Source organism: Bacteroidota bacterium, from assembly GCA_016718825.1.
In the GTDB taxonomy this organism is placed as follows: Bacteria; Bacteroidota; Bacteroidia; order J057; family JADKCL01; genus JADKCL01.
In genome coordinates, this window is the sequence record JADKCL010000003.1 from 205579 (window position 1) to 232535 (window position 26957).

At 50.1% G+C, this 26957-nt stretch carries 28 protein-coding genes; 11 read left to right on the top strand and 17 right to left on the bottom strand.

Going from position 1 to position 26957, the window contains the following annotated elements; all coding sequences use genetic code 11:
• On the top strand, nucleotides 1–723 hold the full coding sequence (locus IPN95_04560; GenBank protein ID MBK9448678.1) for a 2-C-methyl-D-erythritol 4-phosphate cytidylyltransferase: 723 nt from the start codon (nucleotides 1–3) through the stop codon (nucleotides 721–723).
• 61 nt (nucleotides 724–784) lie between these two features.
• Here the strand turns inward: IPN95_04560 and IPN95_04565 are convergent, their stop codons facing one another.
• Nucleotides 785–1363, bottom strand: coding sequence for a cation transporter (locus tag IPN95_04565; protein MBK9448679.1), 579 nt, complete (start codon nucleotides 1361–1363; stop codon nucleotides 785–787).
• 303 nt (nucleotides 1364–1666) lie between these two features.
• Between IPN95_04565 and ftsY the strand changes: the two genes are divergently transcribed.
• From ftsY to IPN95_04600, 7 genes are all read left to right on the top strand, one after another.
• Nucleotides 1667–2641, top strand: coding sequence for a signal recognition particle-docking protein FtsY (gene ftsY / locus IPN95_04570; GenBank protein ID MBK9448680.1), 975 nt, complete (start codon nucleotides 1667–1669; stop codon nucleotides 2639–2641).
• A 114-nt stretch (nucleotides 2642–2755) separates the two neighbouring features.
• Entirely contained in the window at nucleotides 2756–4057 is a 1302-nt protein-coding gene (gene rimO / locus IPN95_04575; GenBank protein ID MBK9448681.1) for a 30S ribosomal protein S12 methylthiotransferase RimO, read from the top strand.
• A gap of 2 nt (nucleotides 4058–4059) precedes the next feature.
• Nucleotides 4060–5313: a GWxTD domain-containing protein gene (locus tag IPN95_04580; GenBank protein MBK9448682.1), complete on the top strand. Its 1254-nt coding sequence runs from the start codon at nucleotides 4060–4062 to the stop codon at nucleotides 5311–5313.
• A gap of 38 nt (nucleotides 5314–5351) precedes the next feature.
• Complete coding sequence (locus IPN95_04585; GenBank protein ID MBK9448683.1) at nucleotides 5352–6464, top strand: DUF445 family protein; 1113 nt, start codon at nucleotides 5352–5354, stop codon at nucleotides 6462–6464.
• Complete coding sequence (gene bshC, locus IPN95_04590; protein MBK9448684.1) at nucleotides 6445–7977, top strand: bacillithiol biosynthesis cysteine-adding enzyme BshC; 1533 nt, start codon at nucleotides 6445–6447, stop codon at nucleotides 7975–7977. Before IPN95_04585 ends, bshC begins: the two co-directional genes overlap by 20 nt.
• Nucleotides 7978–7997: 20 nt before the next feature.
• Nucleotides 7998–8567 (top strand): 5-formyltetrahydrofolate cyclo-ligase, encoded by a 570-nt coding sequence (locus tag IPN95_04595; protein ID MBK9448685.1) that lies wholly within the window; start codon nucleotides 7998–8000, stop codon nucleotides 8565–8567.
• A gap of 385 nt (nucleotides 8568–8952) precedes the next feature.
• Nucleotides 8953–9192: a PspC domain-containing protein gene (locus IPN95_04600; protein ID MBK9448686.1), complete on the top strand. Its 240-nt coding sequence runs from the start codon at nucleotides 8953–8955 to the stop codon at nucleotides 9190–9192.
• Between the two features lie 313 nt (nucleotides 9193–9505).
• On the opposite strand, the gene IPN95_04605 is transcribed toward IPN95_04600, so the two are convergent.
• Nucleotides 9506–11068, bottom strand: a complete 1563-nt coding sequence (locus IPN95_04605) for a hypothetical protein (protein ID MBK9448687.1) — start codon at nucleotides 11066–11068, stop codon at nucleotides 9506–9508.
• 354 nt (nucleotides 11069–11422) lie between these two features.
• Between IPN95_04605 and IPN95_04610 the strand changes: the two genes are divergently transcribed.
• Both IPN95_04610 and IPN95_04615 read left to right on the top strand, forming a co-directional pair.
• A complete protein-coding gene (locus IPN95_04610; GenBank protein ID MBK9448688.1) occupies nucleotides 11423–11647 on the top strand; it encodes a hypothetical protein in 225 nt (74 codons plus the stop codon).
• Complete coding sequence (locus tag IPN95_04615) at nucleotides 11644–12339, top strand: ATP-binding cassette domain-containing protein (GenBank protein ID MBK9448689.1); 696 nt, start codon at nucleotides 11644–11646, stop codon at nucleotides 12337–12339. The genes IPN95_04610 and IPN95_04615 overlap by 4 nt, the downstream gene beginning before the upstream one ends.
• Before the next feature lie 3 nt (nucleotides 12340–12342).
• Here IPN95_04615 and IPN95_04620 read toward each other — a convergent pair whose 3' ends face one another.
• The 3 genes from IPN95_04620 to IPN95_04630 are packed head-to-tail and all read right to left on the bottom strand — an operon-like array spanning nucleotide 12343 to nucleotide 16097.
• Nucleotides 12343–13446: a glycosyltransferase gene (locus IPN95_04620; GenBank protein ID MBK9448690.1), complete on the bottom strand. Its 1104-nt coding sequence runs from the start codon at nucleotides 13444–13446 to the stop codon at nucleotides 12343–12345.
• 44 nt (nucleotides 13447–13490) lie between these two features.
• The gene (locus IPN95_04625) at nucleotides 13491–15401 is read right to left on the bottom strand and encodes a RecQ family ATP-dependent DNA helicase (protein MBK9448691.1); all 1911 of its coding nucleotides are present in this window, start codon (nucleotides 15399–15401) and stop codon (nucleotides 13491–13493) included.
• Between the two features lie 45 nt (nucleotides 15402–15446).
• Complete coding sequence (locus tag IPN95_04630; protein ID MBK9448692.1) at nucleotides 15447–16097, bottom strand: ABC transporter ATP-binding protein; 651 nt, start codon at nucleotides 16095–16097, stop codon at nucleotides 15447–15449.
• A 167-nt stretch (nucleotides 16098–16264) separates the two neighbouring features.
• On the opposite strand from IPN95_04630, the gene IPN95_04635 reads away from it, so the two are divergent.
• Nucleotides 16265–17224 (top strand): leucine-rich repeat domain-containing protein, encoded by a 960-nt coding sequence (locus tag IPN95_04635; GenBank protein MBK9448693.1) that lies wholly within the window; start codon nucleotides 16265–16267, stop codon nucleotides 17222–17224.
• A 6-nt stretch (nucleotides 17225–17230) separates the two neighbouring features.
• On the opposite strand, the gene IPN95_04640 is transcribed toward IPN95_04635, so the two are convergent.
• From IPN95_04640 to IPN95_04695, 12 genes are all read right to left on the bottom strand, one after another.
• Nucleotides 17231–17542 (bottom strand): hypothetical protein, encoded by a 312-nt coding sequence (locus IPN95_04640; GenBank protein MBK9448694.1) that lies wholly within the window; start codon nucleotides 17540–17542, stop codon nucleotides 17231–17233.
• Between the two features lie 12 nt (nucleotides 17543–17554).
• Nucleotides 17555–18697, bottom strand: a complete 1143-nt coding sequence (gene bshA, locus IPN95_04645; GenBank protein MBK9448695.1) for an N-acetyl-alpha-D-glucosaminyl L-malate synthase BshA — start codon at nucleotides 18695–18697, stop codon at nucleotides 17555–17557.
• A 95-nt stretch (nucleotides 18698–18792) separates the two neighbouring features.
• Nucleotides 18793–18993 (bottom strand): hypothetical protein, encoded by a 201-nt coding sequence (locus IPN95_04650; GenBank protein MBK9448696.1) that lies wholly within the window; start codon nucleotides 18991–18993, stop codon nucleotides 18793–18795.
• Nucleotides 18941–19486, bottom strand: a complete 546-nt coding sequence (locus IPN95_04655; GenBank protein MBK9448697.1) for a lycopene cyclase domain-containing protein — start codon at nucleotides 19484–19486, stop codon at nucleotides 18941–18943. Before IPN95_04655 ends, IPN95_04650 begins: the two co-directional genes overlap by 53 nt.
• Nucleotides 19486–19968, bottom strand: a complete 483-nt coding sequence (locus IPN95_04660; GenBank protein MBK9448698.1) for a sterol desaturase family protein — start codon at nucleotides 19966–19968, stop codon at nucleotides 19486–19488. The genes IPN95_04655 and IPN95_04660 overlap by 1 nt, the downstream gene beginning before the upstream one ends.
• A gap of 1 nt (nucleotide 19969) precedes the next feature.
• Entirely contained in the window at nucleotides 19970–20611 is a 642-nt protein-coding gene (locus tag IPN95_04665) for a carotenoid biosynthesis protein (protein MBK9448699.1), read from the bottom strand.
• The gene (gene crtI / locus IPN95_04670; protein ID MBK9448700.1) at nucleotides 20608–22074 is read right to left on the bottom strand and encodes a phytoene desaturase; all 1467 of its coding nucleotides are present in this window, start codon (nucleotides 22072–22074) and stop codon (nucleotides 20608–20610) included. The genes IPN95_04665 and crtI (IPN95_04670) overlap by 4 nt, the downstream gene beginning before the upstream one ends.
• Before the next feature lie 6 nt (nucleotides 22075–22080).
• On the bottom strand, nucleotides 22081–22635 hold the full coding sequence (idi, locus tag IPN95_04675; protein MBK9448701.1) for an isopentenyl-diphosphate Delta-isomerase: 555 nt from the start codon (nucleotides 22633–22635) through the stop codon (nucleotides 22081–22083).
• Nucleotides 22636–22655: 20 nt separating this feature from the next.
• Nucleotides 22656–23498: a phytoene/squalene synthase family protein gene (locus IPN95_04680; GenBank protein MBK9448702.1), complete on the bottom strand. Its 843-nt coding sequence runs from the start codon at nucleotides 23496–23498 to the stop codon at nucleotides 22656–22658.
• Nucleotides 23499–23500: 2 nt separating this feature from the next.
• Nucleotides 23501–24982, bottom strand: coding sequence for a phytoene desaturase (gene crtI, locus IPN95_04685; GenBank protein MBK9448703.1), 1482 nt, complete (start codon nucleotides 24980–24982; stop codon nucleotides 23501–23503).
• 255 nt (nucleotides 24983–25237) lie between these two features.
• Complete coding sequence (locus tag IPN95_04690; protein MBK9448704.1) at nucleotides 25238–25657, bottom strand: hypothetical protein; 420 nt, start codon at nucleotides 25655–25657, stop codon at nucleotides 25238–25240.
• 100 nt (nucleotides 25658–25757) lie between these two features.
• Nucleotides 25758–26882 (bottom strand): AhpC/TSA family protein, encoded by a 1125-nt coding sequence (locus IPN95_04695; protein ID MBK9448705.1) that lies wholly within the window; start codon nucleotides 26880–26882, stop codon nucleotides 25758–25760.
• Between the last annotated feature and the right edge of the window lie 75 nt (nucleotides 26883–26957).

Consider the following 26957-nt stretch of genomic DNA (forward strand, 5'->3'; position numbering starts at 1 on the left):
ATGGCCGCTGCAGCCATCTCCCCTGTTCAGAAGTTTGCCTTGGTGGTTGCGGGCGGTACGGGTACGCGCATGGGCGCGGGTATGCCCAAGCAAATGCTGCCCCTCAAAGAACGCGCAGTTTTAGCGCATACGCTGGATCGATTTTTGTCGTTTGATCCTGAAATTCAGATTGTTTCTGTATTGCATCCATCTTTGGCAGACAGTTGGTCTGCCTTTCTGGATTGGCATTTTGGGGCCGTCGAAAGTCCACGTTTGCATATTTGTCTCGGCGGGGCAGAGCGTAGCGAGTCCGTTCAAAACGGTCTTCATCAAATTCGTGATATGGTTGGCGAAGGCCGGGCATTGGTTGCGATTCATGACGGCGTTCGGCCATTTGTGAACCATCGGATACTCTCTGAAGGTTTTGCCTTGGCCGAGGAAAAAGGAAATGCTGTTGCCGTGGTCCCCGTCAAATCATCGATGCGCATGAAGACGGAAAATGGCAGCAAGGCCGTCGAAAGGGATCTCTTTTACCATGTACAAACGCCTCAAATCTTCTTTCTCGACGAAATCCTGACTTGCTACAACGAGCGCGGGAATGCCATTTTTACCGACGATGCCAGTTTGGCAGAATCGCAAGGAATGACCATTCAAATGTACTTGGGTAGCTATGACAACCTGAAAATCACCACGCCTGAAGACCTTTTGCTTGCAGAGCGCCTGCTGGAGCGCGGCGACTGGTAAGCAAAAAGGTCCGACATTACGTCAGACCCTTTGTTATTTCCATCAAGCTGCAAGCAGCCTTTCATTCATCTGAATCATCCTCTTCCAAATCCTCATCCACTCCAGGGATCAGGTCATCGTCGCCGCCATTGACAAACGTGGAGAGATCTTCATCTTCTTCAAGTTCTTCGTTCAACAGGTCAAGATCGTCATCATCGGAGGAGCCAACAATCTCGAACGCGTCTGGGTTTTCCCAGTCCGTATCCGTTTCCAGTCCTTCAATGTCATCCAATTCAAGGTCTTCGACCTCTTCATTGGCTTGATCTCCACGCATGCCACCACGGGCACACTCGGGCAGGCTCGCACCCGCGTCGCGTGTGAAGTCGCCAGCATCATAACCTTTCAAGCTCAACTCAAGCTGCATGTCGATCACACTCGCTGCCACGGGATCAAAATCCACGGTGAGCATGGAGGAGTTGGGGTCAAATTTCGCGGAACGCACGCCATCCAAACCCTTCACAACCCCGAGAATGCGGTCAGCTCCACAAGCCATACATGGCCCGGAAACCTTGAAAACTGCTTGCTTTTGGGCAAAAACCCCGCCAGCCAACACGAATCCAAAAAAGCCCCAAACCAACGATTTTCTCAAAAAGGCACCCATTTCCTAGTAATTGATTGACGAATATAGGTAGAATTTGAATTTATCAAACAAATAACGCGCCAAAACAAGGCTCCGCTCCCATCGAATTGATCCACAAGATTTCCACGGATCCTCGGAAGCATAGAATTCTGGGAAATTGAGGCCTCTTAGCATTCGAAAGGCCAAAAAAATTCGGTATCTTTGGCGACACCCAGCAACTTTTAGGTGTCTTGGGGGTTTTACATTCATGTTTTAATCCGGCAAATACGGATACTGTTGGCAACGCTTCCCGGAAGCCGCGCCTTGCAACGCAAATAGCAAGAGATGGGCATTTTTGGTTTCTTCAGCAAGAAGGAAAACAAGGAAAATCTTGATCAGGGGCTTGAAAAAACCAAGACCTCCTTTTTTTCAAAGATAAGCAAGGCTTTGGTCGGCAAATCCCGTATCGACGAGGAAGTGCTCGACGAATTGGAGGACGTCCTGATTGCCAGCGACGTCGGTGTTGATACAACGATCAAGATCATCGAGCGCATCCGCGTGCGTGTCGCGAAGGAGAAATATACCAGTACCAACGAGCTTGATTTCCTCCTGCGCGATGAAATCGCCAAGATGCTGGAAGAGAATCAACAGAAGTCGGATGCGGACTTCATGGTTCCAAAGATTGTCGAAAACGGGGTCAAAAAGCCGTATATCATCATGGTGGTCGGCGTGAATGGCGTGGGTAAAACCACCACCATCGGAAAACTTGCCCATCAATTTAAACAACGCGGATACAGCGTCGTCTTGGGCGCAGCGGATACTTTCAGGGCTGCCGCCGTCGATCAACTCAAGATTTGGAGCAACCGTGTCGGCGTCCCGATTGTGGAACGCGGCATGAATGTGAATCCCTCCTCGGTAGCTTTTGATGCCGTGGCTGAAGGAATGAAGATGGATGCCGACGTGGTGATCATCGACACCGCAGGGCGTTTGCAGACCAAGCTGAATTTGATGGCTGAGCTATCCAATATCAAGCGGGCAATGGCAAAACCCTTGGCTTCCGCGCCGCACGAGGTTTTGCTCGTGCTCGATGCCTCTACCGGTCAGAATGCCATCATGCAGGCCAAGGCCTTTACAGAGGCTACCGAGGTGACGGCACTTGCCCTCACAAAGTTGGATGGCACTGCAAAAGGCGGTGTTGTGATCGGCATTTGTGACCAATTTCGCATTCCAGTACGCTACATCGGCGTAGGCGAAGGCATGGACCACTTGCAAGTTTTCCAGCCCAAAGAATTTGTGGATTCGATGTTCAAAGGCAACTGACCGCTTTTGGAAGGTCATCTTTCGAATGGTTACCACGGCAATACGCCACCCAAAACCCAACGCACCGATTCCTCCAACCCTTAATTTTGTGGCAGGAAAGGCCAATTTGCAGTCATGAAGACAAAAGCGCTCAAAAAGGACAAAGTCAATATCATCACCCTCGGGTGTTCCAAAAATATCGTGGACAGCGAAGTCATGCTCACTCAATTACGCGGCAATGACATCGACGCTTCCCATGAAACCGATACACCGGCCAATATTGTTATCATCAATACTTGCGGGTTTATCGACCGCGCCAAGGAGGAGTCCATCAATACCATCCTTGACTACGTGCAACGCAAAGAGGCCGGAGAAATCGAAAAGGTATTCGTAACCGGCTGTCTTTCACAGCGCTACAAAGATGATCTGACAGCAGAAATTCCCAATGTCGACGCTTGGTTTGGCACCATGGAGTTGCCCGCATTGCTGCACAAATTTAACGCGGACTATAAAAATGAACTTGTTGGCGAGCGCATCATCACAACCGATGCCCACTTTGCCTACCTCAAAATTGCAGAAGGCTGTGACCGCCCCTGCTCTTTTTGCGCGATTCCGTTGATGCGTGGCAAGCACAAAAGCCGCACGATCGAGGATTTGGTCAAAGAGGCCGAATGGTTGGCCAAGCGCGGCGTCAAGGAATTGATGTTGATCGCCCAAGATTTGACCTTCTATGGTTTGGACCTTTACAAGGAACGCAAACTCGACGTGTTGCTGGAGAAACTGTCGGATGTGAAAGGCATCGAATGGATTCGACTTCATTACGCCTACCCTGCCGGCTTTCCAACCGAGATTTTGCGCGTCATGCGGGAACGTGACAACATTTGCAAATACCTGGACATGCCCCTGCAGCATGTTTCTGACAGGATGCTCAAGGCCATGCGGCGCGGCATCAACAGGGAGAAAACGATCGCTTTGATCAATAAAATTCGGGAAGAAGTCCCCGGAATCGCAATTCGGACCACATTGATCGCAGGATATCCCGGAGAAACCGAGGAGGATTTCCAAGATTTATTGGCCTTTGTGAAGGAAATGCGATTCAACCGACTTGGCGTATTTGAATACTCCCACGAGGAAAATACCCACGCCTATGAATTCGATGACGATGTGCCGGCAGAAGTAAAGGAATTCCGGGTGGCGACCATCATGGCGGCACAGCAGGATATTTCCTTTGACCTCAACAGCGAAATGATGGGGAAACGCCTGAAAGTAATCATTGACCGCCGCGAGGGAGAGTATTGGATCGGCCGCACAGAATTTGATTCGCCAGAAGTGGACAACGAGGTTTTGATCACAGGCGAAGTTCCAGCCATCGGCGAATTTTGTATGGTTGAAATCTTTGACACTGCAGAATTCGATTTGTTTGGCCAGGTTGTTTGAAAATGAACAGGTTACAGCCATACCTCCAGCGTAAAATCGCGACTTGGTTGGCGGTAATGACAGGCTGTTTCTGGTTCCAACCCCTTGCTGCCCACCCTCAGTTCAATGCCTCCTGCATCAACCTGAGACAAGGCCTCGACAATACTGCGATTTACCTGCGCCTTGAACCATCGTTGTTTCACATTGATCCACAAACGGGAAATTTATCGACGGACCTTTTGATGCGGATCAGTTTCCGCAAGATGCCGGAAGGGAGAATGGTATTGGTGCGCCAGAAATCGCTGAATTTCAGCCATGATTTCCTTTCTGGCGAGGATCCATTCTTCTACGCTTTCACCATGGCCGTGCCGCCAGGTATTTATGAAGTATGGCTGGAGATAGAAGACCATCGCACACGACGCACATTCGCAGAGCCCATCCCCTACCAATGCAGGGATCTTGATGCCAATGTCGCCATCTCCGATCCGCTGCTTGTGCAAGAATTTGGGGATATTCTTGCGCCGCAGCCGCTTCTTGGTGACCACTTCACCTCCGTTCCTGACAAACTGAGCATGACTGCTTTTGTCTACACCCGTTTGCCGGACTTCTACCGCGCCAAGGCTGTACTCTATTTGCGCCAAAACAGCGTCGTAGCCGGACCGACTGATGCTGAACAAAGCCACTCAAGTCAGTACCTCACCATGAATCAGATGAATGCCGTCGTCGATGCACGCAACGGAATGGCCATGTTGCGGCACGAGCTCGACCTTGCCGAATTGCCGCATGGCGAATATTTGCTGGAACTGTACCTGTTCAAGGAGGATTCATTGGTGGCAGAGGCAGCACGGAGCTTTTTTATCGATTGGAAACGCCTCCGGGATGTCTTCGGGGATCTGAACGCTGCGATCGACAAAATGATCTGGATTGCCTCCCCAGAAAAAATCGAGTATTTGAAGTCATTCAAAGATGCTGACGATCAGCAACAAGCATTTCTTGACTTTTGGGAAGAACGGTCAAATCCCAGCCAAGAAACTGCTGTAGATGCCATCGAACGGTATTTTTCGAGGATCTTCTACGCGAATGAGAACTTCAATGAGGGCATTCCCGGCTGGCAAACGGATCGCGGAAAAACGTTGACACTTTATGGGACACCCGACCATCAAAGCAGCATGAAGTTCAATGGCAAGCTGTATGAAGCATGGACCTATTCCCGCTGGGGAATGAAATTTCTCTTTCGCAACGATGATGGCAAGATGCACAAGGTCGAGATTGGTTAACTTTGCACAATTGATTGATAGCGAAGGAGGATTTGAAGATGTTCAAAAAGTATTTTCAGAAGCATTTCCAGTTTGACAGCATCTTTAAGGGTCCGCCAACTGCTGAGGAGCAGGCCTTTATCGCCAAACGCAAACGGAAGCTCGGGTTTTTCATCTTTTTGCAGTTCCTCAGACTTTTACCTATCGGCTGCGGGGTTGCTTTCGGGATTTCCTTCTTTTGGGATTTTGGCAAAGATGATCACATCACCGTTTTGGGGCAGGTGTTGGAGATGAACGCCATTATCCGAATGATTTCAGTGAGTGGATTGATCGGATTTGGCACCAACTGGGTGGCGGTGAAGATGCTTTTCAAACCAGTTTTCAAGCGTCCCATTTGGGGACAAGGTTTGATTCCAGCGCATAAGGAGCGTATCGTCTGGCAAATGGCGGGCGGAATTCACAAACACATCCTCAATGAGGAACTGATTCGGGAACGCATTCATGACTCGGGTTTGATTCCCAAAATCAACCAAATCCTGATTCGAGGAGTTGAAAACTTGCTGGATGACGAGGAATTCAGCCGTGAAATCAAGGCTGTCGCCTACACTTATGTGAAGCGAAGTCTCGCAAAACCAGAAACACGGGAGCGGTTTGCGGGCATTATTGATGAGAAACTGGATGAGAATCTCAAAGGAGGCATCTCAGGATTCGTTTTTCAAGCCTATAAGAAACTGAACCGCAGGGAATACCAAGCGGTGATCGACAACATCTTGAACCGTGTACCGGGAACGGTGGTCAACGTGATCGAGGAAGTCGAGGATGAACGCGAATCGATTGCCGAGGCCATTCGTGCGCGTGAGAAGGACATGGAGCAATTTATTCTCAAGTTGGTCCTCGATGTACTTGACCGCATCGATATCCGGACTTTGTTGAGCAAACAAATGGCGCATTTTGACGAAGCGAAATTGGAAAACCTCATCTGGAGCGCTACCAACGAGCAATTGCTCTACATCGAATACCTCGGTACCCTTTTGGGCATCTTCGGCGGATTGTTGATCTGGCAACCCATTGTGATGGGAATCCTTTTTGTTGCCGTTTTTGTGACGCTCTTTTTGCTCGACATCGTTTTGCATCACCTCAAAAGAAATAACATTGGCAGCCGAAAAGCGTGACTTGAAGCAGAGCTACCTTTCCGGTGACTCCGAATTATTGCCATTTACCCAATGGCAATGGCCGATCGAAGACTATCAGGCTGTCATCGACGCCAGGGAAGCAGTTGCCGTGCCTCGGCAGTTGCTTGTTGCCGAATTAGCCGCACAAAATGCGCACCTTCCAAATTCGAAAGGCACCCTGTTGCAAATCGCAAAGTTGGGCTCAGCGCGCACATTTACCGTGACAACCGGCCATCAGGTTTGTCTCTTGGGAGGGCCGATGTTTACCTTGTACAAGATTGCCACGACGATTGCCTTGGCGCAGTCGCTCAAGGAAAGGTATCCGGCTTATGAATTCGTGCCCATTTTGTGGATGGCGACCGAAGACCATGATTGGGAAGAAGTCAACCACTTCTACCCTTCCTTCGCCGAAAAACGCACATATTCTGGAAAATTCAAGGGTCCGGTTGGAAGACATGTGCTCGAGCCTGCGATCCACGACGTGCTACAAGCGCCCGTCGCGCCATGGGTGCAGGATTTTTATAAGCCTGGTCGAACCATGGGCGAAGCTTTTCGAGGAATGATGCACCATCTGTTTGGCGCACAGGGACTCGTCATCGTCGATGCAGATCGGTGGTCTTTCAAAGCTGCGTTTTCCCCCATCATGGCCGCGGAATTGCAGATGAAAGGTATTGCAGCCCCTGCACGCGCAACGACGGAGCAATTGGAATCCCTAGGATTCAAACCACAAATTTTGCCCCGCGCCATCAATCTATTTTATGTCGGAGATGGAGATCGCAGCCTCATTGACTATGTCGAGGGCCATTATCAGCTCAAGGGACAAGAGAAACGCTGGACGGAAGCCGAAATCCTTGCCGAATTGGCCGAATCCCCCGAACATTTCAGTCCCAACGTCGCCTTGAGGCCCGTGTACCAAGAAACTTTGCTTCCCAATGTTGCTACCGTTGGTGGTTGGGCAGAGGTGAGCTATTGGTTGCAACTCAAAGCAGGCTTCGAGCACCTCGGCGTTCCATTTCCCCCCTTGATTCCACGGATGCATGCCACCCTCGTCACCAAGAATCAAGCAAATGAACTTGACCAATTGGGATTGCCGCTTTCCGCTATGGCGGAGCCGTTGCATGTGATCAATGACCGCTATCTCCAACAGCATTGGGACGAATCTCCTTTGGTATCCGCAATTGCAGATGTCCATGCTGCCTACGAGAGACTCGCCGAATTAGTGGCAACGATAGATCCGACACAGGCAACAGGCGTAAAAGCCGAACAGGCAAAATCCGGCAACGCCTTGGAAAGCCTGCCCAAAAAGCTGAAAAAGGCACTGCGCAACCGCAACCCGCAACCTTATCAGCAGATTGCAACGCTCAAGAACAGCATTGAGCCAGAAAATGCTTCGCAGCAGCGCGTGCTCAACTTCACAGCATTTGATAACGTGAATCCACTAACTTTGGTGGAAGTCCTGATCGCTCAGGCCAAAAATGCAAAGTCAGACGCTCAATGGATCACACTGCCCTGAAAAAGGCTCTTCGGAAGGAAATGTTGGCTGAACGAAAGGCAATGCCGGCAGAAGACGTTGCTGTCAAAAGCCATGCGATGTTTGAGCGTTGGCGTAATCGGTTTTCCTTGAAAAAAGTGGGCTTTTTTCACATTTTCCAATCGATCCCAGCAAGGAATGAGGTGGAGACCCGTGAATTCATCGATTTTGTTTGGCAACGGCATCCCCAAGTGTATTTGGTAGTGCCAGTCGTTGACCCGATCACACAGACCTTGCGCCATGCGATGGTGCACGACAACCTTGAAATGCGGCCCAACAAATTTGGCATCCCGGAACCGTATATGGCCGTCGATTTTGTGCATCCCGTGCAAATGGACATGGTCATCGTGCCCTTGCTCGCTTTTGACGATCGTGGCCAACGTTTGGGTTATGGCGCAGGCTATTATGACCGTTTCCTTGCCCTCACGCGTCCCACTTGCATCAAAATCGGCCTTTGCTTTGAATCAGGTCACCAATCGACGGAATTGCCTTCGGAATCCCACGACATTCCTTTGGACTTTGTCGTTACGGAAAGTAATATTTATCGCTTTAATCCCAACTTCCCAATTTAAAGACCGTAAGGATTAGGCTATGGAAGAGGAAACCATTCACCGCCACAACTACGACGAATTCATTTCGAGCTATTCATTGCCAAGCACCGATGACTTGGATTTGATGGAACGGGAAGACAATGAGGTTCCGGAAGAAGTCAAGCGCGACAACCGCCGACTTTGGTTTGCTGGCCTCACTTCCTTGGTGGCGGGTGCAGGCATATTTGCTGCATCCAACTTTGCCATGCTCACAGAAGCCGTTCCCTGGCTGATCGGTGCCGGCGTCGTGGGCCTAGGAATGGGTGTGATGCGCTTGATGGGCAAGGTATTTCGGAAAAAAACACTCACCCTTCCACAAATCGAGCTGCGAAGGAAAACGGAAAAGTCACCGGAGACCCAAAATGCGATGAATGCGTTTGCAAATGGTGCTCGGAGTGGCCGCCTTACCAAATCGGAGACCGACAAAGTGTTTATGGGAGTTTCGGGAGGCCTTGCAGCCCATTCCGGAATTTCCTCGACCTTGATTCGTATTGCCTGGATCATTGCCTTTGGGCTCACAAGTGGTATGGCAGGTCTGCTCTATATCGCGATGGGCCTTTTTATGCCCGCTGCACCTTCCAATCAACTACCTCCCAAACGGGGATAGGGATCCATCCTTTTGCGTAATTTTCTGCCATCGGCAGCTTCGATTCACGGAGATGCTGAATCTATTGCTATGCACCAAGGAAGGTGATGCCATCTCCTGGTTCTCAATATTCAGAAGGCATCCAAGCTGCCCTTCCTACCTCCATTTGGCAATCGTTGCTGCGGGCAAACGGCATTGGAATTCCTTTGGAGATTCCGGGAAGGTTCCCTTTTGAAAACTCAAGGGAAAATCAAATCGTCAGATAGGTTCAAAAAACAATCGGGCTGACTCCAGAGGAATCAGCCCGATTGTTTTCGATCATCCAAAGGTTGGATTAACCTCCGATTGCAGCTTTGAACTCGGTGTTGTTCCAGTAATTGCGGAACTCGAGGTCTTTGCGTGCTTTGTCTTTCAAGCTTGAGTCAATCTGGCAAGCCTTGCGCAGGTTGACAGTCAAAAGGCTTGGATCCTTGCTTTTGGCACCTGCGATTGCAAGCACGTAATAAGGCATTGCCATTTGATCACCTGACTGCTTGATGGCCTCCTCGAGGCTTGATTTAGCACCGTTGACGTCGCCCATGAGCAATTTGCACAAACCGGCGTTGTAGTAGGCACCGCTCAAAGAAGATGCAGCATTGAAACGCTCGATGGCCATGTTGTAACGTGCCATTTTCTCCAACACGACACCCAAGTTGAAGCTAGCTTCAGGGGTATTGCGACCGGCGAGTGAGTTTTCAAGGATTTCCTTGGCCTCTTTGTATTTGGCGTTGCGGATATAAGCAGCACCAATGTTGTTTTGGATGGCATAGTCTTTGGTGTTCAGCTTGTAAGCCTTGTCCAAGTAGTTCATGCCAGCATCAGCATCATTTTCCATCAATGCAATCACGCCGAGGTCATTGAATGCACGGGAATCGGAAGAATATGCATCACGGAAGGCCTCAAGCAATACTTTCTTGCGCGCAGGCTTGTCTTGGCGGGAGATCGCATACATCCACTCTTCTTTTTCGAAAGTGTCTTTGATGTTGCCTTGCAATTTACCGTCGATGAAGTCATTGGCGACTTTGTCGATTTCAGCATCGGTGCGACGGAATTCGTAGCCTTCCATCTCGATCGTTGCACGGCGCAATGGGGCGAGGATGTACTCGACCTTTTCTTTGCCGCCAACCAATTGCATGATTTTGTTTTCCAAATCATTTGGCTCAAGACCAGCAGAGACAAGTGTGATGATTTGCTTCTTCACGTCTTCGCTGTAAGGCTGACCTTGGATGCTGGCTTTGAAACCGTCCCAGTCTTCGTAGGTTACGGCAACATCAAAGAAGCTGGAGTCAAGATAGTTGTCGTATCCAGCGGTCTTGAGCTGCTCGATCAACCAAGCTTGCACTTGCTTGGAACGGTTGATGGAAAGCTCTGTGTTACGTGCAAAAGGACCTTCAGGGGAGGCAAAGCCTTTGATGGTGACCTTTTTGGTGATATATTTTTTCTTGAGGAAGTCGCCGATTGCAACGATGTCGCCTTTAGAATAGTCGCCAGCCTGAATGTCAAAAACATTCTTTGGGAAGTTGAACTGTGCTTTGCGCTCAGCACGAACTTCCTTGACGTAGTTGTGTGTGGAGAAAATGAGGTAAGTGCCTTCGTACACCAACTTGGAGGTGGTGATGCAGCACTCGCAAAGATTCTCGACGTTTGGCAATTCAAAAGTTTTGCCTTTACGCTCGTAGTCTTGCTTGATCAGCAGGCTGTTGCCATCCATGCTCTTTTCAAACGGACGACGGAAGCTGATGGTGGTGTCGATGCCGGTCTTCTTGACTTTTGGATATTTGTCAGAAGAAAAGACAATCTTTCCTTGGGATACGGAACCAAACTTGGCTTCGCCAGTGTAGGTACCGCCCTTTTTCATCCCCGATTTGGGGGGAACTGACGCTTTCAATTGAAAGCGGATCGAATCTGCGTGAACTTCGACAGGATCGGGGGTACAGTTGACAGTCGCGCCTTTGAACAACTTACAGGATGAAAATCCGAAAGTCATAACGGCGGCCAACGCAGCAAATAAATAAATTTTCCTCATGATAAACTCCTATTGGTCCTTACTTAAAAGGGGAAACAAGTGGTTTTTAATTCAGGGGGTAAAATTAGAACATATTTTGGAATTCGGAAAAATATCTCGCTTAAATTTGATCCCGAAAGCTGGCATTTGGCCCCCCGGCTCTTTTGAGATACCCAATTGATTTCCATTTCGCCCTTGGATTCAGGCATGCATACAGTTTCTCGTCGCGTTTTTATCCTCAAGTTTGGTAGCCAAGCTGTCAAGCCGATGCGTTTGGAGGTCAGAAATGAGTCTTTGGAGCTGCTTGGAACAACGAATGCCGACAATCTGCCTGAAATTTCCCGCTTGATGTGCCTTTCCCGGCTTTCCTCCACCGTCATCCAACAATTGCAAGCGGCCCCTCACGGAAAAATCACCTTGATCTCTTTATGAACGACAGTTATTCGGAAAAAATCCTCGAATTCAAAGATGTTTCGAGTGGATATTCGGAGCGAACAGTCCTCCAGAATGTAAATTTCAGCATCCTGAAGGGCGAATTCGTGTACATGATCGGCCGCACTGGCGCTGGGAAGAGTTCAATTCTCAAGATGATCTATGCCGACCTTCTGCCGGCCAAAGGACAATTGACGGTCGGTGACTACAACATCACCAAGCTCAAAAACCGGGAAATTCCCTTTCTCCGGCGCAAAATCGGAATCGTCTTTCAAGACTTTCAATTGTTGCCCGACCGGGACATCTATGAAAATATCCGTTTTGCCATGCGTGCAACGGGATGGACCGACAAAACGAAGATCAACAACCGCATCAACGAGTTGCTGGCCAAGGTTGGCCTGAGCGCCAAGCTGCATTCCAGGCCGCATCAGCTCTCCGGCGGCGAACAACAGCGTGTTTCCATTGCGCGTGCTTTGATCAATGATCCGCTTTTGCTCCTCGCAGACGAGCCGACCGGGAATCTTGATCCCGAGGCCACAGACATGATTATGGAAATCCTATTCCGGATCAACCTTGCAGGGACGTCGGTGATCATGGCTACGCATGAACACGACTTGATCAGACGCTACCCTGCACGCACCTTGGAATGCCGCGAAGGAAGCGTTTTTGATCATAAAATGAACTTTCAGTAAGCCCTATTTACCCAGTTCGGCAAAGACAGCGGCTAATTGCTTCTTTTCATTCTCCCAATTCAGCGAATTGGCTGCTTTTTGGCAATTCGCGGAATAGGCAAAATATTTATCCACATTTTCACATATTGATCGAATTCGGTTTGCGAGCTGTTCGGGCGTGCGTTCGCTTGCATGCAGGACTTCCCCGACGTTAAATTCCGATATGATCCTTGCCATCTCGGGGAGGTCACTCACCAGTACGGGAATGCCTGCTTGGATATAATCAAACAACTTGTTGGGAAGCGCAAAATGGTAGCTCGCCCCCTGATCTGCCTCAAGGCTCATCCCAAGCATTGCTTTCACGGTCTCCTTGCGTAGAAATTCAGGAAGCAAAAAGCCAAGAAATTCGATTTGATGTGCAAAAGGTCTTGCTGCGGTAAGTTTCCGCAAAGGGCCTTCGATGGTGCCAAATCCCACAATCACCAAGCGGTATTCGGGCAAAAAACGCATAGCCTCGATCATCAATTCGATTCCCCTGCCAATGTTGAGGGCACCTTGATAAATGAGAATCTTTTCTTTTGTCCCTTCGGAAACGGGGGCCTTCCAAGCCATCGGAAGGTTGCGTACGACATGGACTTTGCGCTTGTAGAGGCGAGTGTAGATTTCCGCAATGCTTTCATTGACCGTCAAAGCAACATCGACCCGCGGAAACATCCAACGCTCGAGCCAAAGCCAAACCGCACGCGTCATGGCACGGTTGGCAAGTTCAGGTACCTCGGTCCAGTACTCATGCGAGTCATAAATCAGCTTTTTGCCGCGAATTTTTGCCACCAGAAAATTCGGCAACAGCGTATCCATGTCGTTTGCCACAAGCACATCCACCCTCTGAAACAACAACCACCAAAAAAGCCGCATCGCATAGGCGAGGTAAAACAGTTTCCCGGTTTCAAACAGCAACCAAAGCCGCTTGGTTGCATAGGGTCTTGGGTCTAGTGGAACCGATTTCTTGCGTTGACGTCCGACAAGCAACACCTCAAATCCCATTTCCATTGACGCCATGGCCATACGGTGAACGCGTTGGTCATTGCCGAGGTCGTTGGTGACGGATATGATAAGCTTTTGGGACATCCGCCGCAAAACAAGTCAAAATCCTGAAAACTTGCGAATCGGCTCTATCGGACGCGTCGAACGGTCAATCCTTCGCCGCGAACGAGTATATGCTTGTCCAACATCTCCCGCACGAGCTCAATGCGTTGATCACGCGTACCTTCCTTGACGTTGTCAATGAGCAGGCGCATTTCGATTTCATCATTTCCGATATAGGCCAATATCGCTGTGCTGAGTTCAGAAATCAATGTCGCTCCAACTGGACGCGCCTTTGCAAGACAATAGTCGCATTTGCCACATTCCTTGGTGCCCAATTCGCCAAAATAGGTCTCGAGGATGCGGCTTCGGCAGTTTTTGCCCGGAAAGGTGACATACTCCAGCATCGCCGCAAAACGATCCTGCGCCCGCTGCCTGAGGAATTCCAGTTTGTTCCAGCCGACTTCTTCCATGATAAGTCTTCGCCTGCGCGTGAGCATCCGCAGCACGGGCATGCTCGTGGACGCGCGATAGGAAATAATGCCACGTGCGGCAAATTGAAGCAGGTATTCGTTCAATTTTTCAAGTTCCAAGTCCAGCATTCTTGCCCAAACAGCTGGTAAAAAGCGCATATCGTCCTGATAAACACCGCCACCCAGATTCCGCAGGATGAAATCCAGCAAAAACGCGCGGTCGGCATACCGCTCCTTGTACAGCAAAATCTCCTGCGGACGCACCAAAATCTGCAAATAGGCATAGTCATCGGGCTGTTCATTCAACATCATCAACCCAGCCTGATCCAAAATTTGGATTGAATTGTACAATTTGACGGGATTCACGCGTTGCTTTTCCGCGATGGCTGGCAAATCCAACTTCAACAATTCGGCAGGTGGACCATCTGCCTGTACGTCGTAAAATTCACAGAGCAGGTCAAAATGGCGGTTGAGTGTATCCCAATCCGGGTATTTTTCCGAGACGAAATTCTCCAATTCCAGGCAGTCCTGCTCATTGTGAAAAGCCAAAGCCAGGGAGTCCAGGCCATCGCGTCCTCCCCTACCCGCTTCCTGATAATAACTTTCAGGGTCCGCCGGTAAATTGTAATGGATGACAAAACGGACGTTGGGCTTGTCGATGCCCATTCCAAAGGCATTCGTAGCAGCCATCACGCGGATCTTGTCTTGAATCCAAGCCTCCTGCACATCGTTGCGGTCGGATGTTTTCATGCCGCCATGGTAGGCTGCAGCGGCCACACCATTGCGTTGCAAGTATTCGGCGATGGCTTTCACGCGTTTGCGGGTGCGCGCGTACACGATGCCCGTTCCTTGCGTTTTTTGCACGACTTCCAGAATGCGATCGGCGATGCGCTCGCTATGCTCCACGATGTAATGCAAATTCTCGCGTCGGAAGCTCTGCGTAAAAATCGCCGGATTTTTGAGTTCGAGTTTTTGGGCAATGTCCTCACGAACCGAAGGCGGCGCTGTCGCGGTCAATGCAATCACGGGAACATTCGGCAGCCATTCCCGGAGTTTGGCGATCTCGAGGTAGGATGGCCGGAAATCGTACCCCCATTGACTGATGCAGTGGGCCTCATCTACGGCGATGAGCGAGACATTCATTTTCTGCACGCGGGCAGCAAACATCTCGGTCTGCAAGCGCTCGGGCGCGAGGTAGAGGAACTTGTAGTCGCCATTCATGGCCTTCTGCAACTTGCGGTCGATGTCAGAGGACGAAAGCGTACTATTGATATATGTGGCCGGGATGTCACGACGGCTCAGTTGCTCGACCTGATCGCGCATCAGCGCAATCAAGGGTGAAATCACGATCGTGAGACCGTCGAGGGCCATACCCGGAACTTGGAAACAAATCGATTTGCCACCGCCGGTCGGCAGCAAGGCCAACGTATCACGCCCGGCAAGCACTTGGTTCACGATATCCTCCTGCAGCGGCCGGAATGCCGGATATCCCCAATACTGCTGCAAGATTTCGATGGGCGAAGACATGGGGCTCAGGCGAATAAAGTCGGGAAAATGACGGAAAAATGTGCCTCAGACGATCAATCCGTCCTTCATGGACAGGCAACGGTCGGCACTTTCGGCCAAGCGTTCGTTGTGCGTGGTGATCAGAAAACCAACCTGCAATTCGCGGGAAAGCTGCACGAAAAGCTCATACATACGTTCGCTGTTGGTCGAATCGAGGTTTCCGGTGGGCTCATCGGCCAGGATCAATGCCGGCTTGTTCATGAGGGCCCGGGCAACGGCCACGCGCTGTTGCTCTCCCCCGCTCAGCTGCGAAGGTTTGTGCGTTGCGCGCTCACTCAGGCCCATGTACGCGAGCAGCTCTGCGGCGCGTTTGTTGGCTGCATTGCGATCCATACCGCCGATCAGCGAGGGCAATGCGATGTTTTCCAGGGCATTGAATTCGGGAAGCAAATGGTGGAATTGAAACACGAATCCCAGCTTTTCATTGCGGAAGGTCGCCTTGCGGGCGTCACGCATGAGGTGAATCGGCTCCGAATCAAACCAAATTTCGCCCTGATCTGCATCGTCAAGGGTCCCGAGAATCTGCAACAAGGTACTTTTGCCGGCACCCGAAGCACCGACCAAAGCAACGATTTCCCCGCGTGCCACGGTGAGGTTCACGCCTTTCAACACATGCAACTGCCCAAAATGCCGATGGATGTTGGTTGCCTGCAGCATGACTGCTGCGGGTGTGGCAAGGGTGGCCTTCTCAGATTGCTGAAAATCGTTCATGTTTGCGAAAGTCGGAAGAATTTGGATTTTTGATGCATATTTTATCGTGTGGACCAAGGAAAACACGTAACGAAAGGCGTGTTGGTTCCCCAACAAATCTGCAATTTTGACCCATGATGCGCACCTTCCTCCAATCCCAACTCGCTGGACAGTCCGGAAATGGTGTCGTCGACCTCTGTCTTGACCACAAGCTCATCGCCGACATTCACCCGCAGAAGTTCACTGAAATGGAGGGATTGGAGCTGTTTCCGGACTTGCGCATCTTCTCGGCGGCGATGCATGAAATCAGGACGTTGGCGGGATTGGAGTGCGCGAAACGGCTCCTAGAGTTGGATTTGAGCTTGAATGAGATTTCCGATATTTCAGGAGTGGAATTGCTTGCCGAAATCCAGAGATTGCGCCTTTCACACAATGAAATCGCTTCATTAACAGGCATTTCGTTTCCCGCATCCCTTCAAGAACTGGATTTGGGATTCAATCAGTTGACCGATATTTCGACGCTTTCCGAACTGCCGAACCTTGAGATTTTGATTTTGAACGGGAACCGTGGATTGGCGAATCTGAATGGCGTTCCCATCGGAATCAAGGAATTGCATGTGACGCAGGCCTTTGTTTCCGATTTTGAGCGGCTTCAAAGTTTAAAGGGCCTGGAATCACTGTCCATTTCGCCCGGAAGCATGGGTGGATTGATTTTGCTCGAAGAATTGCCTGGTTTACAATCACTTAAAGTCAGCGCAGGTCGAATTTCCGGCAATCTTAACTTGCCTGCACTGCACGGTTTGAAAACGTTGCGCATTCACAAGGCCATCCAAACGCATTCGATCAGCGGCCTAAATCGACTTGAAACCTTGCAACATCTCGACATTGGGAACTCCTTATTGGAAAACCCGCCCAACCTGGAAGGAATGAATTTATTGGAAGTGCTGGAAATCAAGTTCTCTCCCCTCAAAACGCTCAACGGCGTCGCCGAATTGAAAGCTTTGAAGCAATTGATCCTTACCGGATCTTCCATTCCGCAAGAGGAGGTTAGGAAATTGAAAGTGCGAAGACCAGAACTTGAAATCGAGCTTTGAAGAAGGCTAGTCGAGGTCCTCGTATTCGACCGTTTCAATACTCAAATCCTTGATATCAGGTTTTTTGTTGGGGTCAGGTTTGTTTCCGCGGCGAATCGAAACCTTGACGTCGTCTTCGACATAGACGCTGTCTTCAAATGGACTGTATTCCTCCGCATGCCGTTGGTAGGTCTGCGTTTGCCGGTCCATGTCCGCCTGCGCACGCTTCATCACGGATTTCATCAATGCGCGCATTACAGCCTTGCCAAAGATTTTCCACAGGAGCCAAAACCCCATGTAAATACTCAGCAGGATCAACACAAACTTCAGCAGGACCATAGGCGAATCGCGTCAGTGAACCGGCAAGTTCTGACGACTCAGAACTTGTTGATAGTAATTTTCATACAAAGGAACGACTTTTTCGATGTCAAATCCAGAGGCATGCACAATCGATTGCTCCGAAAATTCCTTCCATCGCACGTCATCAGAAAGGATCTCCACCGAACGCGCAGCCATGCTTTCAACATCGCCCACAGCGCAGGCGTAGCCTGTCACGCCATTGATGATCACCTCAGGCAAGCCTCCTGCATCCGATGTGACACATGGAATACCGCAGGCCATGGCCTCCAATGCCGAAAGGCCGAAGCTTTCACTCGCCGATGGCATCAGAAACAAATCGCCGATCGAATACAGCTCCTCCACAGGATTTTGATTGCCCAAAAACACGATGTCGTCGCAAAGATGCAACTCGCGGCAGAGTGCCTCGGCATTGCTGCGTTCAGGCCCGTCTCCCACCATCAACAGTTTGGAGCGTACATTCTGACGCACAATCGCGTAGGTTTTGATGACATCCTCGACACGCTTGACCTTGCGGAAGTTGCTCGTGTGGATGATCAATTTTTCATTGTTGGGTGCCACCAATCTCCGGAAATGCTCCTTGTCTTGCCGTTGGAAACGGTTGGTATCCACGAAGTTGGGGATGACATTGATTTCGTTTTTGATCGGAAAAGCCTCCAAGGTCGCTTGACGCAAATAGTCGGAAACGGCCGTGACACCGTCGCTTTGATTGATCGAATAGGCGACCACCGGTTCGAAGCTCTTCTCCTTGCCCACCAGCGTGATGTCCGTCCCGTGCAAGGTCGTGATCACGGGTACGTAGCGGCCCATGCCTGCGAGGATGTTGCGCGCCATCACCGCGGCACTTGCATGCGGGATCGCGTAATGCACGTGAAACAGGTCGATGTTCTGGTAACGTCCGACATCAACCATCGTGCTCGTCAAGGCTGATTCGTAGGGCGGATATTCAAACAACGGATAATCGGAAAGGCGAACTTCATGAAACAGAACGTTTTGCACGAAATGTCCCAATCGAATCGGTCTGCTGTAGGTGATAAAGTGAATGTTGTGCCCCCTGGCAGCCAAGGACTTGCCGAGTTCTGTAGCCAAAACGCCGCTTCCGCCGTAGGTAGGATAACAAACAATGCCAATATTCATGTGGGCTATTCCATCAACCGCCCTGACAGCGCGTCAAGCGGTAAATTCTGAAACATCCGGCATTGAAAATTGTTTCGGATTCCTTCGAAATGCCCTCAGCCGTTGAGCTTGAACCGCCTTTTCAGCCCTTCGTAGAGCATGACATTCAGCAACATCAAATCCAACCCGTAAAAGAAATCTTCCATCGGAATGGTGATGAACCGCATGCCCATGTTTTCGGCATCGTTGTACCAGACGATCGGTTCAGCAGTGATGGCACCGGTGAGGATACCGTTGACGATGACAAAGGGGATCAAACTCACCAAATAGGCCAAGAAAAAATCGTCCCATCCATGGGGATCGCAGCACCCAAACATTGAGAATCAACAATACAATCATCACAATCACAGCGGATTGCGTGTAGAGCCGGCCAGGAAACAGGAACAGCAACAAGGCACCCAACAAGATCAGCACCATTGCGATCGAGGTCGAGGCCCCACCGAGTACATCCTTTCGGATGAAGAGATTCAGCACCTCGTAGATAAACACGCAAGCGTAGGGAATGGTGATGAAAAACAGCCATTCCTCGAGCGGAAGGTTAATGATGTTGATCCCGACGAGGTATTCCGGTGTGAATCCCCAGACGCCCCAATGGGTGAAAACGGCATCCCAGGTGATGAACAGCACCATGGTCAATCCGATGGCGGGAAAAAGCGCCTTCCATTTGCGCCAATAGGCAATACGCGGCTCGAAGCTGCGTGCCATTGGCCCGGCAAGCGTCAACAGGTTGATGAGCAAGTAACTGAACATCAGCGTGTGGCAGGGGTTTGTTGCTTGGCGGCACGCGCCTCACGGTAGTAATGGAAAGGTACGATCAGCATCCCGAAGCATTCGCCCTCTTCCTTGCCAAGATGTTTGTGGTGCATTTTATGTGCCCTGCGAATGGCCCGCAAATAGACATTGTCGGAGTTGCGGAAGAGCTTGAAGCGCTGATGAATGAAGATTTCATGCACGAGGAAATAGGCCAATCCGTACAGCGCGATGCCTGCCCCGATCCATACGCGGATGTCGTTGTCGGCCATCATGCCCGTCATGATCAACAGCCAACTCGGAACTGCAAAAATCAGAAAAAAGGAGTCATTCTTTTCGAAAAACCCCGGCTCCTTTTGGTGGTGGTCCTTGTGGAGGTACCATCCGAGGCCGTGCATGACGTATTTGTGGGTGAACCAAGCCATGAATTCCATGAAGAAAAACGTGGCAATGACAGTTGCGATGTTGAGCACGATATTCATATCAGAGCATCAAGTTGAGAATTCCAAAAAAGAGAACCTGCAGCGCCAACACCGGCGCCGCCAACGGATTGCGCTTGTCAAAGCGCAGGTATTGAAACAGGAGCAGCAATGCAAATGAAACCAAGAACCATGCGATATAGTTCTGCATCGGAACGACTCCCCCCGGCCATTGCCAGAAATCGAAGGCCATTGCGATGGGTTCGATCAGGACGTCGAGCGCGGTCATCGCCGCTGCCGCCAAGGCGGCTTGCAAGACCTTTGGCAGGCGCAAACGCGCCGTGAGCGCGCCCGTCGTATACGTGAGCAGCAGCCAATTCAGCCCGATCACGAGCGGAACAGCCCACAATTTTGCCCCCAACGTCGCCCCGTAGGCATATTCGCCGAAGATCAGACCCGTCTGCACGCCCACCACCTCGACCAAAAAACCCACAATTGCTGCCGTGACAACCGCCGAAACCGCCCAACGGTTCCATTCCAGATGATTCGCCAACAACAACCCTGCTGAAATGACCAACGTCAACGGCGTCGCCGCCAAAAACCATTCGCGGCTGCTGCTTCCCAAACCGACAATGCCCACCACGTAGAGGATCACCAAAATGGCGATCGAAAAATGGGGGCGATAGGTCAGCAACAGGGCTTTCATGCGGCATCTACAAGTGAAGCGACAATTTTGGCACTCAAGAGACACAAAGGTATGCCACCGCCGGGGTGGACGCTTCCGCCACAAAAGTACAGTCCGCTGATTTTGCGGCTGAAATTGGCATGACGAAAAAAGGCGCTCATTTGGCTGTTGGAGCTCGCCCCGTAGAGCGAACCTTGGTAAGAACTTGTCTTGGATTCAATCGATCGTGGATCCAAAATGGCCTCGCAACGGATCATCGACCGAATGTCCTTATCCAAAATGCGACTCAACTTGTCCAAGACGCGTTCGCGGATTTGCGGAATGTGCACGTCCCAATCCTGCCCCTTGTTCCCCGGCACATTGACCATCACAAACCAATTTTCTTGTCCTTCAGGCGCATCCCTTTCCTCCATTTTGGAGCTGATATGCACATATACCGTTGGATCAGCCGCCAAGTCGCCGCCGTCAAAAATGCCCTTGAACTCGGCTGCGTAATCTTGGCTGAAGAAAATGTTGTGCAAGTCCAATTGATCAAACTGTTCCCGGATTCCCCAGTAGAAAATGAGGGCGCTGCTGCTCCGTTCATGGTTGAGTACCTTTTCAGGGGCTTTTTGGTCCGGAAGCAGTTTGCGATAGGTCGGCACGATGTCCATGTTGCTGACCACAAGATCGGCCTCAAGCCTCTTTGATTCAACCATCACACCCATTGCGCGACCGCCTTCCACGATGATGCGCTCGACTTTTTTGCCGAATTCAAATTGTACACCAAGTTCCTTGGCCAATCTCACCAGACTATTGGTAATCTCAACCATCCCGCCCATGGGAAAACAGGCCCCGATGCCATGTTCCAAATGCGGAATCAGGTTTAAAACGCCCGGTGCCCGGTAAGGATTGGAACCATTGTATGTGGCGAATCGATCAAACAATTGGACCAACCTGGGCTCGGAAAGTGCCTTCTGATTGGCTTCATGCATGGTTTTGCCCAGGTCGAGGCTGCGGACATTGAGCATCGCTTTCAGGACATCTTTCTGAAAATAGCTCCGGATTTTGTGCAGCGACCGTTCAAGGAAAATGCCCTTGGTGAGGTTGTATTTGCGTGCGGCGTCTTGAAGGTGGATCAAAAGGCGATTCGAAGGTATGCCGAGCTTAGCTTCGACTTCCAAGGCAAACTTTTGCGGATCAGCCCAAGCGTTCAGCACAGTTCCATCCTCGTAGAAGTACCTGCAACCCAAATCCAACTTGACGTGCCGAAAATAATACTCCGACTTGCGGCCCGAGAGTTCAAACAATTCATCGACCAATTCAGGCAATGTAAACAGGGACGGGCCAGCATCGAATCGGAAATCACCCAGCACAAATTCGCTGAGTTTGCCACCGGGATAGGAATTGGCTTCCAAAACAGTAACTTTCAGGCCTTTCAGGGCCAGCCTGATAGATACTGCGATGCCTGCAATGCCAGCGCCGATGACGATTGCTTGTCTCATCAGCGGTTAGTGGATGTAGGAGATTTGTGGTTGGCGGCGCAAGCCACCCGAGGCTTTGAAGCGCTTGACTTGATCCAAACACAGCCTGAACCAGACGGTAAACGCCTCAGGATCGGCTTGCATTTCCTTTTCCAAGGATTCCATCGAGACAAACCGCCATTCGGCAACTTCTTCCGGATCAACGACTGGAGTTCCATCAAAGCTTCCGATAAAAACGTGATCGAGCTCATGTTCGGTCAATTCGCCGACCTTTTGAAGGTAGAGGAAGGAAAATGCTTTCATCAAGGTGCATTCGAATCCCATTTCCTCTTTCAATCGGCGTTTTGCAGCTGCGAGGTTACCTTCGCCCGGACGCGGATGACTGCAACAAGTATTTGTCCAGAGGCCACCGCTGTGGTATTTATGATCTGCGCGCCGTTGCAAAAGCAATTCGCCAGCGGCATTGTAGACAAACACAGAAAATGCACGGTGAAGACTCCCTTTGATATGGGCCTCCTGCTTTTCCATGACCCCAATCTCATTGTCTTGGGTATCCACCAATATCACTTGCTCTGCATTCATAATGGATATACGCATCGAATTTAGAGAATATTGAATTGATGGCGGAAATAAGACCCGACAAACAGGGCGTACTTCTTTTTGTTGGGGATGCGCACGCGCTCCTGCAAAACGCGGTGATGCGGCAAGGATTTAATCTTGCGAAACAGGCGCTGATAGTAGACGTAGGCCATATAAACCCCAAATCGGGCATCCTTGGGCAACATTTTGATGCCGACGAGACCGTCTTGGAAGTCTTTTTCGATGTCCTTTTCTATTTCGAGTTTGGTTGTGGAATCAAATTGCTCCACATTCAATCCGGGAAAATAGGCGCGACCCAAGGTTTGATAATCCGCTTGGAGGTCCCGCAAAAAGTTGATCTTTTGAAAAGCACTCCCGAGACGCTTGGCGTAGTACTCAAGTGCGTTGTAGCGATCACGATCCCCTTCGACAAAGACATAGAGGCACATCAATCCGACCACTTCTGCCGAACCCAAAATATACTTTTCAAAGTTGGATTGGTCATATTCGTGCTCAGTGAGGTCCATTTCCATGCTATCGAGAAAGGTGTCGATCAAATGCATCGGGATTTTGAACCGATTCACGACAGCCTGAAAGGAATTGAGGATCGGATTCAGACTGATACCGTCCGCAATTGCTTCGTACGTGTCCGCACGAAATTTTGCCAGCAACTTAGCCTTGTCAAAATCATGGAAGGTATCCACGATCTCATCCGCAAAGCGCACAAAGCCATAAACGCCGTAGATCGGATCGCGGAAACGCTGACCCAAAAACCGAATTCCAAGGGCAAAGGAGGTGCTATAAGCCTTGGTGGTGAGCTTGCTCGAACTGAAGGAAACGCTGTCAAACAGTGCCTTGTTGTTCATATTCAACTAATTTTGAATTCTTTTTCAATTTCCCTGGCAACGACATGGCCAGAGATTAAAGAGGGAGGAACGCCAGGACCAGGCACGGTCAATTGGCCCGTGTAGAAGAGGTTTCCTACCTTTTTGGATTTGATGGAAGGCTTGAGAATGGCAGTTTGACGCAGCGTATTGGCCAAGCCGTAGGCATTCCCGCGAAAGGCATGGTAATCTTGCTCAAAGTCGCGGTGGGCGTAGCTGCGCTTGTAGATCACATGTGGCCGGATCGCCTGCCCTGTGAGTTTTTCAAGCCGCTCCATGACCAAATTGTAATAGCGTTCACGGATTTCATCGTTGTCGTCACTCATTCCGGGAGCCAAAGGAATCAAGACGAACAGGTTTTCCTTGCCTTCCGGAGCGACGGATGGATCCGTCATCGAAGGCGCACAGACATAAAAAAGCGGATTGGTCGGCCATTTCGGATCGTCGTAGATCTCTTTGGCATGCTGCTCGAAGTCGGTGTCAAAAAAGAGGTTGTGGTGCTGCAAATTGGTCAATCGCTTGTCCACACCCAGATAAAACAATAGGCAACCGGGGGCCATGACGCGGCTGTCCCAGTATTCCTTTTTGTAGCTCTGGAATTCGGGAGCCAACAAATCGTGCTCAATGTGGTGGTAATCAGCACCTCCGACCACGATGTCTGCCTCTAGGCTACGGCCTTCGAGTTGGATGCGGCGGGCCATGCCATTGCGCACCTCAATGCTTTTCACCTCCGAATTCAATTCAATTTGGACCCCGAGCGACTTGGCCACATCCACCATGCCTTCGACGATTTTGTACATTCCGCCCATCGGGTACCAAGTGCCCAGTGAGATGTCGGCATAGTTCATGAGGCTGTACAGCGCGGGGGTCTGCGATGGTTTTGCGCCCAGAAACAGCACAGGAAACTCCAGCAGACTGATCAAACGTTCATCGCGAAAATATTTGCGGACATGGCGGGAAAAAGAACGGAACAATTGCAGGCGAATCGCGCCTTTGATCACCCGCCAGTCCGCAAACTCCCACAATGAACGTCCTGGTCGATAGACCAGATCTCTAATTCCTACTTCGTATTTATAGGCAGCTTCGACCAAAAATGCCTTTAGCTTGTCGGCACTGCCTTTTTCGATAGATTCAAACAACGCATACATGCCTTCCATACTCGCCGGCAGATCGACCTTGTTGTCCGGACCAAACCAGACACGATAAGAAGGATCCAAGCGCACCAATTCGTAGTAATCGCTCGTCGACTTCCCGAATTGCTCGAAAAACTTGTCAAAGACATCGGGCATCCAATACCAGCTGGGCCCCATGTCAAACACAAATCCGTCTTGCGTAAAAGTGCGCGCCCTCCCTCCTGCTTGCTCATTTTTTTCAAGGATACGCACATCATACCCTTTCTGAGCCAGATTCGAGGCTGCTGAGAGCCCGGCAAATCCGGACCCGATGACGACGACTTTTTTACCCATTTTCATTGTGTTGCTCTTATGACCACTGAAAAGCTAATTTTGTTTAACGATTATTTGAATTAATTAAACAATACTGACCAAATACGCCATAATTCATTGAATTTCAATTATATAATTTCAAGCCAGAATTGCATATTTCATTGGAATGCGGAATGTACCTGCCGGAGGTTCACCTGCTAAACCAGCGGATATAAAATGAAAACGGCTGGATCGAATAGATCCAGCCGTTTCAATCAAACCTATTTTCGCAGAAACCTAGTGGTTTACTTTGTTGATTTCGATGCCGAGTGTGTTGTATTCAAACCAAGTTCCGACCGCTTTTCCTGCCTCGTAGCGGCCTTCAAACTCTTTTGCACCGTTTTTGTGGTAAGAAGTCCACAGGCCTTGTTTGACGGCCTCGCCTTTCACTATCGTGTATTTTCCTTCCGATTTGACTTGTCCAGATCGGTAGTACTCCTTCCAAAGGTCAAAGGGAGCACCTTCCTTATAAATTCCCTCGCGCATTACCTGGCCGTTGTCATGGTAAAATTTCCATTCGCCAACCTTTTTCCCATTTTGGACATTTCCTTGATACTTTTTTTGACCATTCTCAAAGTAATCAGCGGTCGGCGTTTGGGCTACCGAAACCGAACAAGAGACCAAAATCAGGAATAACGCTGCGATTAATGTTTTCATACCTCAAATTACGGATGAAAGCAGCAAGCGTTGGCGGTCGTAATCCACAATCGCGGCGGAAACGGCCCAAATTGACGACAATCGGCTTAGCGCAGCACTGTCACTGGGCACCCCATTTTTTGACAATTTCGGCGTAATCCTTTTCGAGGTCTGTTGCTGTGACGTTTTTGGAGCGGATGATTCCCTTGGCGTCCAACAAAAAGGAGACCGGGATGCTTTGAACCTTGAACTGTGCGATTTCTGGCGAACTCCAGCTCGCGTTGCCGAGCATTTGGCCTTTCCAATCCAAGCCATTTTCCTTCACTGCTTTCAACCAAGGCTCCTTGATATCGTCAATCGAAAAAGTCAGGATTTCGATGGGCACTTCCGGATGGGCATGGCGCCATTCTCCAAGGCGTTTGGCTTCCATCTGACCCAGACCACAAAAAGAGGCCCATATATAAAGGTATGTGACCTTGCCTCTGCTGTCGGAAAGTGAAACCGAATCCCCGCTGATGTCGGCAGCGATAAAATCCGTCGCCTCATATCGAATGAAATCCACGCCCATTTTTTCGATTTCATGGTCGATATGGTTCAAGAACGGCGACTTTTCACCTGCTGATTTCCGGCGCTCCAAAAACTGCTGCAAATAATAGAAATCACCTTGTGGATTCAAGGTCGAGGCCGCGTACCAAGCCGAACCCGCGTGCGGGACCGTGTCTGCATACGCACGCACAAATTCGCGGTAGCCATGCAACGCCAGATCAGAAGTCGATTCCTGTATCACCCAACGCTCACGATCATTTGCTTGGTTCATGTTTTGAAGCTTCCGGTATTCACGGCTGTACTCGGATCTTAGCCGGTTCCGCACGTTGGAAAATGCTTGCAAGGAGGCCGTTCTTGCACTTCCCAGCACTTTGCCATTCGCAAGTTGACCGGAATTGGCTGTGACGGTGAGGTGGTCGTTCATCGGCACGAGCATCATGCTTTGATTGTTGGAAAGGCGCAGTGTGAAAATCTGGTTGGAATCTGCTGGATGCCGCAATGAGAATTTCCCTTCTGAATCTGTTTTCGTCGAATCCACTGTTTGAAAGCCGGTTGGGCCAACAAGGTCAAGAAAAACTGCACCTTCTGGGTATTCTGCAATCGTACCTTCGATTTCGAATTCGGACTCGCTTTTGGGTTGATTGCAGGAAAAAAGCAGCAAAATGGAGAGTAAAGCACCAATGGAAACTGTCTTTTTCATGCGTTGATCAATCGAATTGACGTCAAAAATAAGAGAATTCCTGAATCAGGGGAGATTCAATTTCTTGGGAACGAT